The following is a 17,052-nucleotide window of genomic DNA, read 5'->3' on the forward strand; positions in this document are numbered from 1 at the left end:
GCCAGTTAACTCCAGAGCTTGCTCATGTAGTCAGCATGTTAAGCACGATTGTAATAGTTTTGGGAGCAGTGTCTGCACTCTTTGGTGCCTTGATGATGAATGTTCAGAGGGATGTTAAGAAGCTCATAGCGTATTCAACAATCATGCACATGGGTTACTTGTTCATGGCCGTTGGCTTGGGGACAGAATTAGGCTTACAAGCTGCCTTATTCCACTTGGTTAATCACGCGATTGCAAAAGCACTCTTATTCCTTGCGGCTGGAATTTTCATTCATGCTGTTGGTTCTAGAAACATTGAGGATTTGTCTGGACTTGGAAGAAGAATGCCGATTGCAACATTCAGCCTTGCAATTGCAACATTAAGCTTGGTTGGAATTCCACCACTCAACATATTCTTCAGTAAATTGTTGCTCTTTAATGCTTTCCTTGATAGGAGTTTAGTTTTAGCGTTAGTTCTCGTCATTAGCTCAGCGACTGCCTTAATTGCTTACATGCGCGTATTCTACGTCATCTGGCTAGGAAAACCCAAAGAAGGCTTAGAAACCAAAGAACCACTCAGCATGAGCCTAGTCTGTCTGCTACTGGCCTTAACAGTGATTGTCATTGGACTAACGGCACCAGTCGTCATAGACAAACTTATTGAACCAGCAACAGCACAGGCTATAGATTATCAAAAATACATCGGTGTTATCTTAGAATTAGCGAAAAACTTACGTTAACAAATTTGTATACCTTCCCTCCTCTATTTTTACAAACTTTTTGTTGAGAATCTTTAGTTCTAAAAAAGCTGTTTTATACCTTTGTTGTCAATTCTGAGCTTTCCAAAACTCTTTTAAAAGCAATAAGAGAATTGAATATCGGGATTAGGTGAAAACTCTGGGTATAGAGTTTTAAACTAAAAGTTGGGGTGGGAAAAATGAGTTTCATTGCTGCATTTGTATGGTCATTTATGCTCTGGTTGGTACTTACAGCAGGCACCAAGGGAATGCTGTGGAGTCCAGAGGAAATAATTGCTGGCATAGTGTTCTCTGCAATAGTGGCATATTCAACGAGGAACATCATAGGAGAGAAATCTAAGAGGTTTTTGAACCCGATAAGGTGGTTTGAATTTGTGATTTACTCAATCGGTCCGTTGTTCTGGGGAATTGTTAAGGCAAACTTTGACGTTGCCTATAGGGTGATAACTGGAAAGATAAAGCCAGGAATCGTTAGAGTTCCTGTTGAGCTTGAGAATGATGCTCAATATACAATCTTGAGCAATTCAATAACCTTAACTCCGGGAACGCTTACAGTAGATGCCTGTCCAGAAGAAAAAGCCCTCTATGTCCACTGGATTTATGTAAGGGAGGAGGAGCCAAAGAGTTCAGAGCCAGTTTCTGGCTCATTTGAAAAATGGGCAAGGAGGTTGGGAAGATGATTGCGCCAGAGTTCTTTTACTCAGCACTAATAATCATGATTGGAGCATTTCTCTCCGTGATTAGGGTTCTTCTCGGCCCGACTATTCCTGACAGAGTGGTTGGTGTTGATACACTGAACACCTTAATCGTTGCGGGAATGATTCTTCTCGGGGCAGCATATGACAGAGTGATTTACATTGACATTGCGATTGTCTATGCTCTGCTGAGCTACATAGGGACACTTGTTATAGCAAAATACCTTCCGGGGGGATTGAGGTGACTGTTATTGAGTACGTCATTTATGCTTTCCTCGGGATTAACATAGTCTTCAACTTACTTGGTAGCTTTGCTCTTCACAGATTTCCAGATGTTTATACAAGACTACACGGAGCGACTAAGTGTACAACTTTCGGGACAATCTTTGCAGTTCTAGCCGTTATCGTCCATGCAGCAAACCAGCTCCACATAACTGGAGATCCGAAATACCTCCAGATGGCACTTCACAGCCTGGTTGCATTGGTAGCCTTATTGCTTACTAACCCAACAGGTGCTCACGCAATTGCAAAAGCTGCTCACTTGAGCGGTGTAAAGCCTGTAAGAGCCGTTATTGATGCTTATGAGGTCAAACTCAAAAGGGAGAGAGGTGGAGAAGAATGAACGTTCTCACGGTTGACATGGTCATTCAGTTTGGAATTTTGATTGGAATACTCATAGCAGCCTACCTCACAATCAGCTTTAGGGATTTACTTTCAGCAGCTTTGGCTTCAGCTGCGATGAGCCTTCTGTTGAGCTTAGAATTTTACATGCTTCACGCTCCAGACGTTGCAATAGCTGAGGCAGCAGTTGGTGCTGGTGTCGTTACTGCAATAGTAGTGTATGGAATAGCCAAGACAGATAGATGGGAGCGTGAGGGGCCATGAACAGGACTTTTGGGGCTTTGGGTTTGCTGTTCATCCTCGGCGTGCTCTTGATAGTAGCTAACCCGCAATATGGGCTTAAATTTGGTCTTGGTGGGAGTGACTGGCAAAAGTACCGCTATACTGACCAGTATTATATTGAACATGGTATTGAGGAAGTTGGTGGAACAAACATAGTCACTGACATAGTGTTTGACTACAGAGGTTACGATACCCTTGGAGAGGCCACTGTTCTCTTTACAGCTATAGCTGGTGCTGTTGCACTGCTCAGACCTTGGAGGAGGGATGAAGATGAAGAATGACATGGGATTAATCGTTAAGACTATGGCGAGAGCTACAATCCCTCTCATTGGAATATTTGGAGCTTATGTCATCTCACACGGTCACCTCACACCCGGTGGTGGTTTCCAGGGAGGAGCTACGATAGCTGGTGCTGGGATATTATTCCTTGTTGCATTCGGGTTAAATGAAGCTAAGAAGAGATATGACAAGAACTTATACTCAGCTCTCGAAGGACTTGGTGGCTTGGCTTTCTTAGGAGCTGCAATGCTTGGATTAAGCGTCGCGTTCTTCTACAACATACTCTGGCGTAATAAGATAGCCTTTTCTGGTCAGCCGGGAACTCTGCTCTCCGCTGGATTTCTCCCAATAATGAACTTAGCTGTCGGATTAAAGGTCTTCACAGGATTAATAAGTGCGATGATGGCAATAGCCCTCTTTAGGAGGTGGAAGAAATGATTCCGTTTCAATTTGTAACTGCATTCCTCCTAATCTTCATGGGGATCTATGCATTCCTCTACAAGAGGAACTTAATCAAGTTAGTCTTAGCCTTGAACATCATTGACTCTGGAATTCACTTGCTTCTAATAAGCCTTGGCTATCGCTTGGAGAACGGAGTTCTTCCAACGGCACCGATTTACACGGGATATGAAACGCTAGAAGGAACTCCAATGGTTGGTCCAATTCCTCAGGCTTTAGTGCTTACGAGCATCGTCATTGGAGTTTGTGTTCTAGCTTTAGCAATGGCATTGACGATTAACGCCTACAGACATTACGGAAGCTTAGACATCAACAAGTTAAGGAGGTTGAGAGGATGAATGTGTTGCCATTCCTAATCATCGTTCCTCTCTTTGGAGCATTTTCAATGCCTCTAATCAAGCTCATCAGTGAGAAAGTTAGGGACATTTGGGCAGTGATAATTAGTGCAATAACCCTAGGTGTAGCTGCTGACGTGTTTTATACAATCTGGAAGACCAATCAAATAATAGTATACACACTTGGAGACACAACGCCACTAGGAAAAGGCGTGGGATTCCCAATCAGAATTGTTTGGGAAGTTGACCTCCTAGGAGCGTTGATAGCAGTAACAATAGCATTTGTCTCACTGCTAGCAATAATCTACTCACTTGAATATATGAAGCATGACACGGGATTAGATAAGTACTATACATTAATCTTAATCTTAGAGCTTGGAATGCTCGGTATAGTGATTACGGGGGATATATTCAACTTCTATGTCTTCCTTGAGATAATGAGCATAGCTAGCTATGCTTTGGTTGCATTCAGAAATGACACATGGGAAGGCATTGAAGCTGGAATCAAGTACATGTTTGTTGGTTCACTGGCAAGTTCATTCATTCTTCTCGGCATTGCTCTGCTTTATGGCCAGTATGGAACTCTAACAATGGCTTATCTAGGCCAGTACATCACAAGGGAGCCAACATTTGTAAGCAAAGTTGCCTTAGCTTTTATCCTCGGTGGATTGCTCTTCAAGAGCGGTGCAGTTCCAGTACACATGTGGCTTGCAGATGCCCACCCAGCAGCACCAAGCTCAATTTCAGCAATGCTTTCTGGATTAGTAATTAAGGCCGGTGGTGTTTACGCAATAGCAAGAATACTCTTCAGCATCTATGGAATAAGCCTCAACATCAGAACCCTTGGTTGGATAATTATATTCTTTGCATGCCTGACATTAATTGTTGGAAACGCCATGGCTGTAATACAGACTGATATGAAGAGATTGTTTGCATTCTCGAGTGTTGGCCAGATAGGATACATCCTTCTCGGCATAGGCATTGGGCTTGCAGCATATGGAACCAACGTTGGAGAAATAGCATTGGCTGGAGCAATATACCACACAGTGAACCACGCACTAATGAAGGCTCTTCTCTTCCTTGTCGCTGGTGCAGTTCTGCATGAAGTCGGCACAAAGAACCTCAATGAGCTTAGCGGATTAGCAAGAAAAATGCCACTGACAAGCTTTGCCTTCCTAGTTGGTGCTGCAGCTATAATAGGTCTGCCTCCACTGAACGGATTTGCAAGCAAATGGCTCATCTATGAAAGCTCGGCACTTTACAACCCATTCTTAGCAGCAGTGGCTATACTCGGAACAGCATTCTGTACTGCAGCGTACATAAGAGTGCTCTTCACCTTCTTTGGAAAGGAGAGTGAGAAAGTTAAAGCGGCAAAAGATCCCGGAAAGGCTATGATAATTCCAATGATGATCCTAATCCTCGCAATAATCATCATGGGTCTTTTACCATGGCAGATAAACGAGAGCATTATGGTACCAACAGCAAAGATGCTTGAGGAGTCAGGGAAGTATGTGTTAGCGGTGTTGGGGGGATGAAAAATGTTTGGTTATTGGGATGCCCTTTACTTCATTTATGTTTTCATCATTGGTCTAATCATCAGCTACATCCTCATGAAGTGGGGAGAGAAAGCGAGCATGGGTACAAGGAGAGTGGGGGCTGGTACTAAGATCTACTTAAGCGGTGAAGATGAGGACGAAATAATTCCACAGTTCGAGCACATTCAGGGGTACTTCACGGGAAGGCACGTCATGTGGGGACTGATTAGGGGAATCAACAGAATGTTCATTGCATTCAGAAGGGAACACACTGGTCTGCTTACGGATTATGTTGCATATCTCCTCGTAACTGTGGCAATAATCCTTGGAGTCTTGATAATTTGGGGGTGAAATGAATGGAGGAAGTCAAAACTACTGGTCAATCACAAGTCAGTGAGAGGGAAATGCTTGAGAGGAGGATTGCAAAGCTCTGTAAATACATTGGAAGGTCACCTTGGGTGTTCCACGTTAACAGTGGTTCATGCAACGGCTGTGACATTGAAATTATCGCTGCATTAACTCCTAGATATGACGCTGAAAGATTTGGAGTAAAACTCGTTGGAACACCAAGGCATGCTGATATTTTGCTCGTAACAGGCCCAATAACAGACCAGAGCCTCGAGAGGGTTAAGCTGATCTATGAGCAGACACCAGACCCGAAGGTTGTGATTGCAGTAGGTGCTTGCCCCACTGGAGGAAGCGTTTTCTATGAAAGTCCCTTCACAAATGCTCCGCTCGACAAGCACATTCCAGTTGACGTCTTCGTTCCTGGTTGTCCACCAAGACCAGAAGCAATCCTCTATGGAGTTGTTCTGGCATTAGAAAAGTTAATCAAAAAGATTGAAGGTGAGAAAGAATGACTCCTGAAGAATTTGCTGAGAGAATAAAGGCAAAGTTTGAAGATGCAGAGATTAAGATAACCGAAAATAAACTTCCTCACCCAAGAAGGAGAATTTGGATTGAAGTCAGTAGGGAGAAGTTTAAAGACCTTGTCAAGGTCCTCAAAGAAATTGATCCAACTGCGCAGTTCTCTATCATAATAGCTGAGGACAGAGGAGATAAACTCACTGCTAAGTATCACTGGGAGATGTTTTGGGAGCAAGGAGAAAGCCTGTCTGTGGTAGTTGGAACCTCATGCCCAAAGGATGATCCAGTATTGCCGACAATATCCGATATCTTTCCGAGCACTCTGCCATATGAGAGAGAAATTCAAGAGTTCCTTGGTATCAAATACGAAGGAATTCCAGACCCAAGGAGGCTGTTCTTGCCAGATGACTTCCCAGAGGGAATCTATCCTCTGAGGCTTGATGAGACAGGGATTACACCTGAGATGGTCAAGAACGCAGGACATCCATACAGAATATGGAAGGAGAAGAAGGGGGTGAAAAAATGAACAATAAGGTAGAATACTGGGTTAAAATCCCTATCGGACCAATTCATCCAGCATTGGAGGAGCCTGAAAAGTTCATAATTACCCTTGACGGAGAAAGAATAATCAACGTTGATGTTAAACTCGGTTATAACTTGAGAGGCCTCGAATGGATTGCAATGAGAAGGAACTGGATTCAGGTACTCTATTTGGCAGAGAGAATCTGTGGAATCTGTTCATTCTCACATAACCACACTTACGCAAGGGCTGTTGAAGAAATGGCCGGTATTAAAGTTCCAGAGAGGGCCGAATACATAAGAGTAATCATCGGAGAGCTTGAGAGGATACACTCCCACTTGCTCAACTTGGGTGTAGTTGCTCACACAATAGGTTACGACACAGTTCTGCACTTGAGCTGGCTGGCGAGAGAGAAAGTAATGGACATTCTTGAGGACATTGGGGGCAATAGAGTTAACTACGCTGGAAACATGATTGGTGGTGTCAGGAGAGACATAAAGGAGAGGCACAAGAGGGCAATACTTGACATGATTTACTACTACCGCCAAGAGGTTATGCCCAAAGTTGAGGAGGTATTCCTCTATGATCCAACGGTTGAAGCACGTTTGAGGGATTCTGGGGTTATACCAAAGAGGATAGCAATCGAGTACAGCGCTCAAGGTCCAACAGCGAGAGGAAGTGGCATTAAGAAGGATGTTAGATACAACGAAAAGCTTGGAGTTTATCCAGATTTGGGAGTTAAACCAGTAACACCCAAGGAATTCACAGGTGTAATCAAAGGAGACGTTTTTGATAGAATGGTTGTGAGAGTTGGTGAGCTCTGGCAGAGCATGGAGATTATTGAGAGGGCATTAGACCAGATGCCAGAAGGAAAGATCAAGGCATTTCCAAAGGACAACATGATAATCTTCAAGCTTAAGAAAGCAGAGGGAGAGGGAATTGGAAGATACGAGGCACCAAGAGGAGAAGTTATCCACTACGTAAGAGCTGAACCTGGAAGAGATGGTCCAGCAAAGTGGAAGATGAGAGAGCCAACGTTCCCGAACTTGTTTGCAGTTGCAAGGGCTTTAGTTGGTGAGCAATTGGCTGACGTTCCGGTTGCTATAGCCTCAATTGACCCGTGTTTGAGCTGTACTGATAGAGTGGTAGTCATTGATGCCGAAACTGGAAAGATGAGAATCCTTACTGAGGTTGACCTGCTTAAAGAGTCAATAAAGAAGACCAAGGAAATCAATCCGAACATCAAAGCGAAGCCTGAGAGGATTGGTATAGGGAGGTGTGTGCTATGAACATTCTATATGCCACTCTTGGGTTAATTGCCCTTTATCTTTACGTTTCATTTGCTTCACTGCTCTGGGAAGGAATTGACAGAAAATTAGTTGCCAGAATGCAGCGCAGAGTAGGGCCACCGATACTCCAGCCGTTCTATGACTTCCTCAAGCTCATGAGCAAGGAGTCAATAATTCCAAAGCATGCAAACAAGTTCTATGAGCTTGCTCCAGTTTTTGCTTTAGCTGTATCAATAGCATTATTGGCTTACACTCCAATGGGCTTCCCACCGCTCTTTGCCACAAAGGGTGACGTAATTGTATTCATCTACTTGCTGACTCTCATTGGCTTCATCAGAGTTTTAGGTGCAATAAGTTCAGGCTCGCCTTATGCTCAAATAGGTGCCCAGAGAGAGATGATAATATTGGTTTCAAGGGAAGTCCCAATGATGCTTGGACTTTTCACAATTCTCTGGAGATTGAACCATCTCGGAGTTGAAACGCCTTTCAGCTTGGCAACATTTTATCAGCGCAATATATGGGAGCTTGGAACGCCACTGGGATTTATTGGGACCCTCATACTGCTCGCTGTGTTCCTAGCTTGGCTGGCAAGTGAAATTGAGGTTGGCTTCTTCGACATCCCAGAGGCTGAGACTGAGGTTGCTGAGGGTCCAATGGCTGAATACAGCGGAAGACATTTGGCATTATTTGAGCTTAGCAATGCTCTAAAGATGTTTGTGAGTGCAAGCTTAGTGGTTGCAATATTCTTCCCGTGGGGAATAAGTGCTTACTTTGGACTTAGCGGAGTAACGGCTCTCATTATTGACTTACTCTTCCACACATTCAAGGTCTTCGCTGTCTTGTTCATCAGCATGAGCGTCTTTAGAGCAATAACTGGAAGATTGAGAATTACACAAGCAGTTCAAGTATTCTGGCTTAAGCTGCTCCCCGCTGCAATAATTGGCTCATTGATACTTGCAATTGATCTCTTGGGGGTGATAGCATGAAGATACCTCCAACTCTTTCCACTGTCCTTTCAAATCTTTTCAAAAAGCCAGCAACAAATATGTTTCCAAAGACTGAACCTGTTCCAACCCCAGAAGGTTTTAGAGGAAAGCTTGTTTATCACGTTGACAAGTGTGTTGGCTGTAAGCTTTGTGTAACAGTTTGTCCAGCTGGCGTCATCGAATTCATACCAGAAATCAAAAAAGTGACCTTCTGGCTCGGCAGATGTGTATTCTGCGCTCAATGTGTGGATGTATGTCCGGTAAATGCTTTGGAGATGAGCAACGAGTTTCTCCTTGCAACTTACGATAAATACGACGACAACTTGAGATGGCTCAAGGATGAGGAAATTGAGGAAATGATAGAGGCACAAAAGAGCAAAAAAGTCAAGAAATACCGCATAATTCCAGATAAATGTAAAGGATGTACGTTATGTGCAAGGAAGTGTCCACAGAACGCTATAACTGGAGCTCCAGGAAAAGTGCACAAAATTGATCCCAACAAATGTGTTGGCTGTGGCATATGTGCAAGCGTTTGTAGATTCGGAGCTATTGAGGAATATGAAGAGTAGCGTGCTCTCCCAATTTTTCTTATTTGTTGGCATTGATGTTTTATTAAGTACTATATTTTCTTTGACTTTTATAAACCTTTACAAAGATATGACTATTTTCAACATTTTTTCTGAACTTACATAAACTATAGTGAAAATTTTTGTTCATTGATGATCTTTTTTGTTAGATAATTTGTAAAGTTTGATTGCCTTTTCATTTGTCAAAATATATGGTTTATAACCTTTCGTTTTAGAAATTTATTTAAGAATTTTTGGCAAATTTTAAATGATATTATCTTAAAAAACGCTCTGTATAGGTTTAAAACTTAAAGTTGAGGTGAAAGAATGGCGTTTGTGGCATCCTTCCTATGGTCGTTTATTGTATACTTACTGCTTACGGCAGGTTCTGGGGATATAATCGCATGGAGCAAAGAAGAATTAATCGCTGGATTCATCATTGCGTCGATAATAGGATATTTAACACGGAACATAATGGACGAGAAGCCCAGTTACTTCTTCAGCCCAAGGAGATGGGTTCTTTTTGTAGTATATGTGATAGGACCATTTTTCTTTGCAATGGCAAAGGCTAATCTTGATGTAGCTTATAGAGTCATAACAGGAAAAATAAGACCTGGCATTGTTAAAATATCACCTGGACTTACAAGAGATGAAAGCAGGACTCTTTTGGCAAATTCAATTACCCTAACCCCAGGAACGTTTACGCTTGAAATTGACGAAGAGGGCAATTTGTATGTACACTGGATTTATGTCCCGCCCGGAAAGGAAAAACCAACTCCTGAAGAACTTTGTGGTTATCTTCCAAAATGGGCAAGGAGGATTGCGGAATGAATGTTGATACTGCATTTATGGTTGCATTGGTTTTGCTTCTGTTTTCAGCAATGTTAACACTAATTAGACTTCTTCTTGGTCCTACAATCCCGGACAGGGCAGTTGCTCTGGATTCAATGACTACAACAACGGCTGGTGCAATGGTTCTCTATGGGGTGATTACAAAGCAAGCGGTGTTCATTGATGTTGCATTGGTGTATGCAATTCTGAGTTACATAGCCACGCTCTACATAGCCCGTTATTTAGTAAAGAAGAAGGTGGGGATAGCATGATTGAGTATATAATCACAATTTTCTTGGCAATTGGAGTAATTTTTAACTTCCTTGCAAGCGTTGGAATCCTCAGATTTCCAGACGTTTACACAAGAATTCATGCGGCAACAAAATGTACCACATTTGGGACTATTTTCATAGTTCTTGCAACAGTAGTGTATTCGATTTACAACTGGCTCCCAACACATGACCCAAGATGGGTAACAATAGGAATTCACTCAGCCCTCGTTGTAATCTTTCTAGTACTAACAAACCCAGTTGGTGCCCATGCAATTGGAAGAGCTGCGAGAAAATCGGGAATTAGACCATATGGGGCTGTAATAGATGAGCTGGAGGGGAGGCTATGAACTTTATGGAGTTTTTCTGGATTTTGCAAGTATTAATTGGAATAGGGCTTCTCGTTAGCGCAATAGTTGCTATTAGATTCAAGAACCTTATTATGGCTGTAATTGCCATGGCAGTGTTCAGCTTAATTCTATCACTTGAGTTCTATGTTCTCCAAGCTCCTGATGTAGCTATAGCTGAAGCTGGCGTTGGTGCGTGTCTAACAACGGCAATGTATCTGCTGGCAATAAAGAACACCACTGATGAGGAGGTGATAGAATGAGGACTTCTCTTGGATTACTGGCTTTCCTCGGCTTCACGCTCTTCCTACTTGCAGCAATGATTAGCCTCAGGCCCTTTGGAGAGCCTCCTCACAGAGAGATGGATGATTGGTTCATAACCCATGCTCAAATTGAAGCCTCAGCTAACAACGTCGTTACGAGCATAGTCTTTGATTACAGAGGTTTCGATACTCTTGGTGAGGCAACTGTTCTGTTTACAGCAGTTTCTGGAGTTTTAATGGTGCTGCGTAGAAGGGAGGTGAAAGGATGACAACGACTATCATAAAGACTACAACCAAGATATTAGCACCCTTGATACTCATCTTTGGAAGCTACATAATCCTCCACGGTCACCTTACACCGGGAGGCGGTTTTCAGGGAGGAGCAGTGTTTGCGAGTGGACTAGCGTTGTTGATAGTTGCCAACAAATATGAAACTGTAAAAGCAATGCTTGAAAAAGTTCCCCTCAATGTGTTTGAAAGTATAGGGGCGTTGGGTTTCTTGGGAATGGCATGTTTGGGGTTTGCTGGATATACTTTCTTCAAAAACGTAATCGCAAACAGCGGATTTCCAATCTTTGGAGAGAAGACACCAGTTGGGATAAACCCGGGTTACCTAAACACTGGTGGAACACTGTCCTACATGAACATATTCGTCGGAATGAAGGTTCTCGCTGCACTGACTAGTATCGTGCTAATATTCTTCCTAATCATGAGGAGGGAGAGGGATGAATGGTGAAGTTTTTATGAACTTTCCTTTCATAATAGTCGCGCTTCTCTTAGCAATAGGATTTTACACCATAGGGTTCAAGAGGAATTTAATCAAGGTGGTCATTGGTATTGAGATCCTCGAAGGAGCTGTAAACTTATTCTTGGTTGCATTAGGCTATGTGAGGGGTGGCTATGCTCCAATCTATACTCTAGCACCTCAAGAGGCTGCAAATCCACAGAATATGGTTCTGCCAACTCCACAGGCATTGACACTTACGAGCATCGTCATCGGTGTTGCTGTCTCAGCTTTAATGCTAGCCTTCGCTGTGAACATCTACAAGCACTACGGAACCCTTGATGTTACAAAAATCAGGAGGTTGAGAGGATGATTGAGCACTTACCAGCAGTAATGATAGCAATTCCGCTCTTTGGGGCATTCGTCGCACCTTTATTCAAGAAAAAGCAGAACATTGCAGCTGTATGGGCCATATTGATAACAGCTGTCACTGTTGGTCTTTCCCTCCTATTAATGTATCAGGTTAGGCTTAATGGAGTAATAGTGTATGTCTTTGGCGCTGATAGGCCAACTCTCGTGCTTCCATCAGGCTATAAAGTGCCGATAAGAATTATGTTTGAAATTGATGGTATTGGAGCTTTCATGGCAATCTCAGCGACGTTAATGAGCTTTATTGGTGCCCTCTACTCTTACAGCCATGTTAAAGCGGAAAGCGGCTTAGAGAAATATTATGCCTTACTGCTCCTATTAGAGGTTGGTATTTTGGGCATGGTTCTCACTGGAGATTTGTTTAATCTCTTCGTGTTCCTTGAAATAGCTGGTATAGCGGGTTCAGCTTTGGTTGGCTTTAGGAACTATCGTGGTGAAGCAAGCGAGGCTGGAATCAAGTATCTCATCGTTAGTGCCGTTGCTTCGCTAATGGTTCTCTTTGCCGTTGGAATTCTCTATGGGGAATACGGCAACTTGAACTTGGCATACATAAGCAAACACATTTCCTTCAACACCCTTGACATGATAGCATTTGGCTTGCTCTTCACGTCATTTGCAATGAAGTGCGGTTCAGTGCCAATGCACTACTGGGTTCCCGATGCTTATACAGAGGTTCCAGCTGGCATAAATCCCATCTTATTGGTGTCAACTTATGCAAGTCTATATGCTCTCTTTAGAGTCAGCTTCACACTCTTTGCAAACATATCAATCAGCTTAGCTAGAGTCGGCTGGATAATGTCAGTGCTTGGGGTTTTGACTATGTTCATTGGAGTTACAATGGCTTTGGTTCAGAAAGACGTGAAGAGGCTTATGAGCTATCACGCTATCTCACAGACAGGTTACATGCTCCTTGGTGTCGGTGTTGGCTTAACGGTTCTCCATGATCCTAAGGCATTAGCAGAGTTTGGTAAAACAGCAATGGCTGGAGGAATTTTCCACATAATAAATCACATCATCTACAAGAGCTTGCTCTTAATGGCTGCTGGTGCTCTATTCTACGTAACAGGAACAAGAAACCTCAACGAAATGGGAGGATTAGCGAGAAAAATGCCTATCACGACTTTGTGCTTCATCGTTGGTGCTGCTGCCATATCTGGTCTGCCGCCATTCAACGGATTTGCGAGCAAGTTTCTAATTTATGAAAGTTCTTACAGATTAAACCCACTCTTGGCAGTATTTGCAATGGTTACGAGCATATTAACGCTCGCATCCTTCGTTAAAGTATTTGCCTCGGCATTCTTAGGACCACCATTGGAGAAGTTCGAAGAGGCGAAAGAAGTTCCAAAGCCAATGATTGTGGCAATGGTGATTCTAGCGTTGCTCTGTATACTCTTCGGTCTGTTCCCAGATGTAGTGCTTGACAAGTTAGTGTATCCAGCCGTTGATGCGCTAATTAAGGTGGCTCAATATCAGACATGGGGTGGTTTGGCATGATACCAAGGCTAGTAACAGGTGCGGGATATTGGAGTCCGTTGCTATGGTTAGCATTCCTTATACTCTTCACACTAATAGGTTACCTCATTTATTCCAGAGGAAACCCAAGATATAGGAAAGATACAGAGCAAGTAAAGCCATACTTAAGTGGTAACGTTGAGCCGTCAAAGGAGAAAATCCAAGTTAAAGCTGGCGATATTTACTGGGGCCTCGTTGAGGCCTTGAAGGACTACTACAATGTTCTCCAGGCTATTCATACAGGTGACCTTAGAGACTACATACTCTGGTACCTTGGAGTGGGAACGATAATTCTTTTCCTCCTTGTAGGAGGTGCTTGATATGGGGAAGCTTACGAATTTTAAACGCTCTCTTTGGGTTTTTCATGCTTCGGGGGGTTCATGTAACGGCTGTGACATTGAAATCATTGCTGCACTCACGCCAAGATATGACGCTGAAAGATTTGGAATTAAATTAGTGGGTTCGCCAAGACATGCAGATGTTCTTTTGGTCACTGGGGCGATTCCAAGAGACTTTGCTGACAAGCTGAAGAGAATATATGAGCAGATGCCAGACCCAAAAGCAGTCATTGTAGTTGGGAACTGTGGAACAAGTGGTGGAGTCTTTTACGACTCCTACAATCTAGTTGGACCAATAGATGAGATAATTCCAGTTGATGTCTACGTTCCTGGTTGCCCACCAAGACCAGAGGCTATCATTGACGCCGTCGTTAAGGCATGGCTCAAGCTGGAGAAGTTGGAAAAGGAGTTGGAGGGGAAGAAAGAATGAATGTGGAACAAATCCTTGAGAAGCTCAAGGAATCTCTTGGAGATGCACTGCTGAGCTATGAAATAAAGGAGTATACAATGGGAGTCAAGAGGAAGAGAACTCTTTATGAAATCTGGGCTGAAATTGACAAATCTGCATTCAGAAAAGCTGTTGAAACAATTTTTGACATTGATTATCCACATTTACACTTCATAACTGGTGAAGATACTGGGGGAGATGCTATAAAGATGATTTACTCCTTTGGAGTTTATCATGGACGCCCTTGGGGAGAAATAAGCATAACGCTGAAGTTTGACCTTCCAAAGAGTGAATTAGTCCTTCCAACAATTACAGACCTCATGATTGGAGCAGAAACAAATGAGAGAGAAATAAGAGAAATGCTTGGCGTCGAATTTGAAGGTCTAAAGAACAAGAGACATCTCTTCTTGCCTGACGACTGGCCCGAAGGAAAGTATCCGTGGAGAAGGGATGAGTATGGTGTTGATGACATGGTTAAACATATGCACAAGAGCGTTAAGGAATTAAGAAAAAAAGGTGAGAGGAATGCCTAAAACTGCCTACTACATTCCTATAGGCCCAATTCACCCGGCTTTAAAAGAGCCGATTAGAGTTGAAGCTGAAGTGGAAGGCGAGAAAATTGTTAAAGTTGATGTCAAGAGGGGATTTGCCCACAGAGGAATTGAGTATATGGGAATGAAGAGAAATGCCATACAGACTCTTTATCTCTCAGAAAGAATCTGCGGAATCTGTTCAATATCCCATCCGTATGCATTCGTGATTACAGCGGAAAAAGCGTTAGGGATTGAAGCTCCTCCAAGAGCTCAATACATAAGGCCAATCATAGCGGAGCTTGAGAGGATTCACAGTCACTTGCTTTGGTTGGGGGTAATAGCTCACGAGATGGGATTTGACTCACTTTTGTTCTGGATATGGAAAGGAAGGGAAAAAGTCCTCGATTTACTGGAGCTTTTGACTGGAAACAGAATTAACTATTCAGTTTTTATGATTGGCGGTGTGAGGAGGGATCTCAAAGAGAGCCACATAAAAGCCCTAAAGGATATGATAACTTACTACTGGGAGTTTACTGAAAAGATGAAGGAGATAATACTCTCAGACCCAGTTTATAAGGCGAGAACGAGGGGAGTTGCTCAGCTTTCAAAAGAGCTGGCACTCAAGCTCAATGTTGTCGGACCCACTGCAAGAGCCGCTGGTTTAAGGATGGACATCAGACAAGACATGCCCTACGATGCTTATGCAGATATTGACGTTAGAGCCGTTGTTCCTCAAGATATAGTTGGAGAAGCTAGAGGAGATGCCTATGACATTACTATGGTTAGAATTTATGAGATAGAGCAGAGCTTGGACATCATTGAATACTGTGTTGACAACCTCCCAGAGGGTAAAATCCTTGCGATTCCCAACTATGTAGCTTTGCTTGCGAAGATTAGAAGGACTAAAGGTGAAGCAATAGGAGCTCATGAAGCACCGAGAGGAGAAGTGGTTCACTACCTCAAATTTGACGGCAGAGATGGGCCAAGCGTTTGGAAAGTCATTGCTCCGAGTTATAACAATATCAACAGCTGGGCTCCGCTTTTGCTTGGAGCAGAGGTTGCGGACATTCCGATAGTTGTTGCGTACATTGACCCGTGTATGTGCTGTAATGACAGAGTTGCTTTGCTGAAAACACCGGAAGGCAAGGTTCTTGGCTATGAATACATTCACAGAAAGGCCGTTGAAAAAACAAAGAGGATTGAGAGGGAGGTGAGAAAATGACTCCCGAAACGATATTCTATGCAGTTGCGTTCCCAGTACTCGGAATTTTCCTAGGGTTAACTTACAAAGGTATTGACAGAAGAATATCAGCAAGAATGACATCAAGGATTGGTCCACCAATAAGGCAGCCTTTCTGGGATGTTGGTAAACTATTGCTCAAAGAGACTGTTGTGCCGGAAAATGCCGTGAAGTGGATCTTCAATGCAATGCCCATCTTAGCATTTGCATCTTCAATGACTCTGCTGCTTTACATTCCATTTGGTGTCTTAAGAGCTCCTCTCGAGGGATACGGTGATTTGATCGTAATCCTCTACCTACTCACGCTTCAGTCCTTAGCTATGGCGGTTGGAGGGTTTGCCTCGGGAAGTCCATTCTCATCTGTTGGTGCCCAGAGAGAAATGGTTCTCATGATGAGCTATGAAATGCCCTTAGCCACTGTAATTGTTGGCTTTGCGCTGCTTTACAAGAGCTTTTCGTTGACAACAATTGCATCAACTCCTGTCTGGACAATTGTTTCCCCCCTCGCTGGCATAGGAGTTCTTCTATTGTTTGTTGCATTGCTAGCTGTTACCCCGGCAGAATTAGCTAAGTTGCCCTTTGATATAGCCGAGGCAGAGACAGAGATAGCGGAAGGTATGCTCGCTGAATACAGTGGAAGGAACTTGGCACTCTTTTACCTCTCGGATGCCGTCAGAAGTTTCGCCATGGCTGCAATTGAAGTGGTTCTTTTCATACCATTCACATTCAGCTATGTATTCGGAGTTAGCTTGAGCGGGGCTACACTTTATATCGTTGAGGGCTTGTGGTTCCTCTTTAAGGTGCTGATAATTTACATAGCGGCGGTAACAGTTGTGAGAACATCATTCGGAAGATTCAGAATCGAGCAAGCATCAAGGATTTTCTGGGTGCATGTGAACTTAATTGCCCTGCTTGGCTTGGCACTCGTGTGGGTGGGGGTGTGATGA

At 43.2% G+C, this 17,052-nt stretch carries 28 protein-coding genes; all 28 read left to right on the forward strand.

Annotation, left to right across the window (positions count from 1 at the left end):
• Positions 1-719 (forward strand): proton-conducting transporter membrane subunit (locus tag E3E24_RS09230; RefSeq protein ID WP_304940803.1); only part of this gene is annotated, 719 nt, incomplete at its 5' end.
• A 197-nt stretch (positions 720-916) separates the two neighbouring features.
• Positions 917-1,417 carry a monovalent cation/H+ antiporter subunit E gene (locus E3E24_RS09235; protein WP_167915934.1) on the forward strand — a complete coding sequence of 167 codons (501 nt, stop codon included), beginning with the start codon at positions 917-919 and terminating at the stop codon, positions 1,415-1,417.
• Positions 1,414-1,677 carry a cation:proton antiporter gene (locus tag E3E24_RS09240; protein ID WP_167887125.1) on the forward strand — a complete coding sequence of 88 codons (264 nt, stop codon included), beginning with the start codon at positions 1,414-1,416 and terminating at the stop codon, positions 1,675-1,677. Before E3E24_RS09235 ends, E3E24_RS09240 begins: the two co-directional genes overlap by 4 nt.
• Positions 1,674-2,054 carry a monovalent cation/H(+) antiporter subunit G gene (mnhG, locus tag E3E24_RS09245; protein ID WP_167887124.1) on the forward strand — a complete coding sequence of 127 codons (381 nt, stop codon included), beginning with the start codon at positions 1,674-1,676 and terminating at the stop codon, positions 2,052-2,054. Before E3E24_RS09240 ends, mnhG (E3E24_RS09245) begins: the two co-directional genes overlap by 4 nt.
• Positions 2,051-2,317, forward strand: coding sequence for a DUF4040 domain-containing protein (locus E3E24_RS09250; protein WP_167887123.1), 267 nt, complete (start codon positions 2,051-2,053; stop codon positions 2,315-2,317). The genes mnhG (E3E24_RS09245) and E3E24_RS09250 overlap by 4 nt, the downstream gene beginning before the upstream one ends.
• The gene (gene mbhE, locus E3E24_RS09255) at positions 2,314-2,616 is read left to right on the forward strand and encodes a hydrogen gas-evolving membrane-bound hydrogenase subunit E (RefSeq protein ID WP_167887122.1); all 303 of its coding nucleotides are present in this window, start codon (positions 2,314-2,316) and stop codon (positions 2,614-2,616) included. The genes E3E24_RS09250 and mbhE (E3E24_RS09255) overlap by 4 nt, the downstream gene beginning before the upstream one ends.
• Positions 2,606-3,052, forward strand: coding sequence for a Na(+)/H(+) antiporter subunit B (locus tag E3E24_RS09260; protein ID WP_167887140.1), 447 nt, complete (start codon positions 2,606-2,608; stop codon positions 3,050-3,052). Before mbhE (E3E24_RS09255) ends, E3E24_RS09260 begins: the two co-directional genes overlap by 11 nt.
• On the forward strand, positions 3,049-3,411 hold the full coding sequence (locus tag E3E24_RS09265; protein ID WP_167887121.1) for an NADH-quinone oxidoreductase subunit K: 363 nt from the start codon (positions 3,049-3,051) through the stop codon (positions 3,409-3,411). The genes E3E24_RS09260 and E3E24_RS09265 overlap by 4 nt, the downstream gene beginning before the upstream one ends.
• Entirely contained in the window at positions 3,408-4,943 is a 1,536-nt protein-coding gene (locus tag E3E24_RS09270) for a proton-conducting transporter membrane subunit (protein WP_167915935.1), read from the forward strand. Before E3E24_RS09265 ends, E3E24_RS09270 begins: the two co-directional genes overlap by 4 nt.
• Positions 4,944-4,946: 3 nt before the next feature.
• Positions 4,947-5,294 carry a hydrogenase gene (locus E3E24_RS09275; RefSeq protein WP_167887119.1) on the forward strand — a complete coding sequence of 116 codons (348 nt, stop codon included), beginning with the start codon at positions 4,947-4,949 and terminating at the stop codon, positions 5,292-5,294.
• A gap of 5 nt (positions 5,295-5,299) precedes the next feature.
• On the forward strand, positions 5,300-5,803 hold the full coding sequence (locus E3E24_RS09280; protein ID WP_167887118.1) for an NADH-quinone oxidoreductase subunit B family protein: 504 nt from the start codon (positions 5,300-5,302) through the stop codon (positions 5,801-5,803).
• The gene (locus tag E3E24_RS09285; RefSeq protein ID WP_167915936.1) at positions 5,800-6,336 is read left to right on the forward strand and encodes an NADH-quinone oxidoreductase subunit C; all 537 of its coding nucleotides are present in this window, start codon (positions 5,800-5,802) and stop codon (positions 6,334-6,336) included. Before E3E24_RS09280 ends, E3E24_RS09285 begins: the two co-directional genes overlap by 4 nt.
• Complete coding sequence (locus E3E24_RS09290; protein WP_167887116.1) at positions 6,333-7,619, forward strand: nickel-dependent hydrogenase large subunit; 1,287 nt, start codon at positions 6,333-6,335, stop codon at positions 7,617-7,619. The genes E3E24_RS09285 and E3E24_RS09290 overlap by 4 nt, the downstream gene beginning before the upstream one ends.
• A complete protein-coding gene (locus E3E24_RS09295) occupies positions 7,616-8,605 on the forward strand; it encodes a respiratory chain complex I subunit 1 family protein (RefSeq protein ID WP_167887115.1) in 990 nt (329 codons plus the stop codon). Before E3E24_RS09290 ends, E3E24_RS09295 begins: the two co-directional genes overlap by 4 nt.
• Positions 8,602-9,174 (forward strand): 4Fe-4S binding protein, encoded by a 573-nt coding sequence (locus tag E3E24_RS09300; RefSeq protein ID WP_167887114.1) that lies wholly within the window; start codon positions 8,602-8,604, stop codon positions 9,172-9,174. Before E3E24_RS09295 ends, E3E24_RS09300 begins: the two co-directional genes overlap by 4 nt.
• Before the next feature lie 324 nt (positions 9,175-9,498).
• A complete protein-coding gene (locus E3E24_RS09305; RefSeq protein ID WP_167887113.1) occupies positions 9,499-10,002 on the forward strand; it encodes a Na+/H+ antiporter subunit E in 504 nt (167 codons plus the stop codon).
• Positions 9,999-10,274 carry a cation:proton antiporter gene (locus tag E3E24_RS09310; RefSeq protein ID WP_167887112.1) on the forward strand — a complete coding sequence of 92 codons (276 nt, stop codon included), beginning with the start codon at positions 9,999-10,001 and terminating at the stop codon, positions 10,272-10,274. The genes E3E24_RS09305 and E3E24_RS09310 overlap by 4 nt, the downstream gene beginning before the upstream one ends.
• Entirely contained in the window at positions 10,271-10,621 is a 351-nt protein-coding gene (mnhG, locus tag E3E24_RS09315; protein WP_167887111.1) for a monovalent cation/H(+) antiporter subunit G, read from the forward strand. Before E3E24_RS09310 ends, mnhG (E3E24_RS09315) begins: the two co-directional genes overlap by 4 nt.
• The gene (locus tag E3E24_RS09320) at positions 10,618-10,881 is read left to right on the forward strand and encodes a hydrogenase subunit MbhD domain-containing protein (protein ID WP_206205027.1); all 264 of its coding nucleotides are present in this window, start codon (positions 10,618-10,620) and stop codon (positions 10,879-10,881) included. Before mnhG (E3E24_RS09315) ends, E3E24_RS09320 begins: the two co-directional genes overlap by 4 nt.
• The gene (gene mbhE / locus E3E24_RS09325) at positions 10,878-11,150 is read left to right on the forward strand and encodes a hydrogen gas-evolving membrane-bound hydrogenase subunit E (RefSeq protein WP_167717400.1); all 273 of its coding nucleotides are present in this window, start codon (positions 10,878-10,880) and stop codon (positions 11,148-11,150) included. Before E3E24_RS09320 ends, mbhE (E3E24_RS09325) begins: the two co-directional genes overlap by 4 nt.
• On the forward strand, positions 11,147-11,617 hold the full coding sequence (locus E3E24_RS09330; RefSeq protein ID WP_167887110.1) for an MnhB domain-containing protein: 471 nt from the start codon (positions 11,147-11,149) through the stop codon (positions 11,615-11,617). Before mbhE (E3E24_RS09325) ends, E3E24_RS09330 begins: the two co-directional genes overlap by 4 nt.
• The gene (locus E3E24_RS09335) at positions 11,607-11,978 is read left to right on the forward strand and encodes a sodium:proton antiporter (RefSeq protein WP_167887109.1); all 372 of its coding nucleotides are present in this window, start codon (positions 11,607-11,609) and stop codon (positions 11,976-11,978) included. The genes E3E24_RS09330 and E3E24_RS09335 overlap by 11 nt, the downstream gene beginning before the upstream one ends.
• Positions 11,975-13,528, forward strand: coding sequence for a proton-conducting transporter membrane subunit (locus E3E24_RS09340; RefSeq protein ID WP_167887108.1), 1,554 nt, complete (start codon positions 11,975-11,977; stop codon positions 13,526-13,528). The genes E3E24_RS09335 and E3E24_RS09340 overlap by 4 nt, the downstream gene beginning before the upstream one ends.
• Positions 13,525-13,866 (forward strand): hydrogenase, encoded by a 342-nt coding sequence (locus tag E3E24_RS09345; RefSeq protein WP_167887107.1) that lies wholly within the window; start codon positions 13,525-13,527, stop codon positions 13,864-13,866. Before E3E24_RS09340 ends, E3E24_RS09345 begins: the two co-directional genes overlap by 4 nt.
• A 1-nt stretch (position 13,867) precedes the next feature.
• Positions 13,868-14,314, forward strand: a complete 447-nt coding sequence (locus tag E3E24_RS09350) for an NADH-quinone oxidoreductase subunit B family protein (protein WP_167887106.1) — start codon at positions 13,868-13,870, stop codon at positions 14,312-14,314.
• Positions 14,311-14,865, forward strand: a complete 555-nt coding sequence (locus E3E24_RS09355; protein ID WP_167887105.1) for an NADH-quinone oxidoreductase subunit C — start codon at positions 14,311-14,313, stop codon at positions 14,863-14,865. Before E3E24_RS09350 ends, E3E24_RS09355 begins: the two co-directional genes overlap by 4 nt.
• Positions 14,858-16,087: a nickel-dependent hydrogenase large subunit gene (locus E3E24_RS09360; protein WP_167887104.1), complete on the forward strand. Its 1,230-nt coding sequence runs from the start codon at positions 14,858-14,860 to the stop codon at positions 16,085-16,087. The genes E3E24_RS09355 and E3E24_RS09360 overlap by 8 nt, the downstream gene beginning before the upstream one ends.
• Entirely contained in the window at positions 16,084-17,049 is a 966-nt protein-coding gene (locus E3E24_RS09365; protein WP_167887103.1) for a respiratory chain complex I subunit 1 family protein, read from the forward strand. The genes E3E24_RS09360 and E3E24_RS09365 overlap by 4 nt, the downstream gene beginning before the upstream one ends.
• The last annotated feature ends 3 nt before the right edge of the window (positions 17,050-17,052 follow it).

The sequence above is a fragment of the Thermococcus sp. LS2 genome (assembly GCF_012027375.1).
GTDB lineage: Archaea > Methanobacteriota_B > Thermococci > Thermococcales > Thermococcaceae > Thermococcus_B.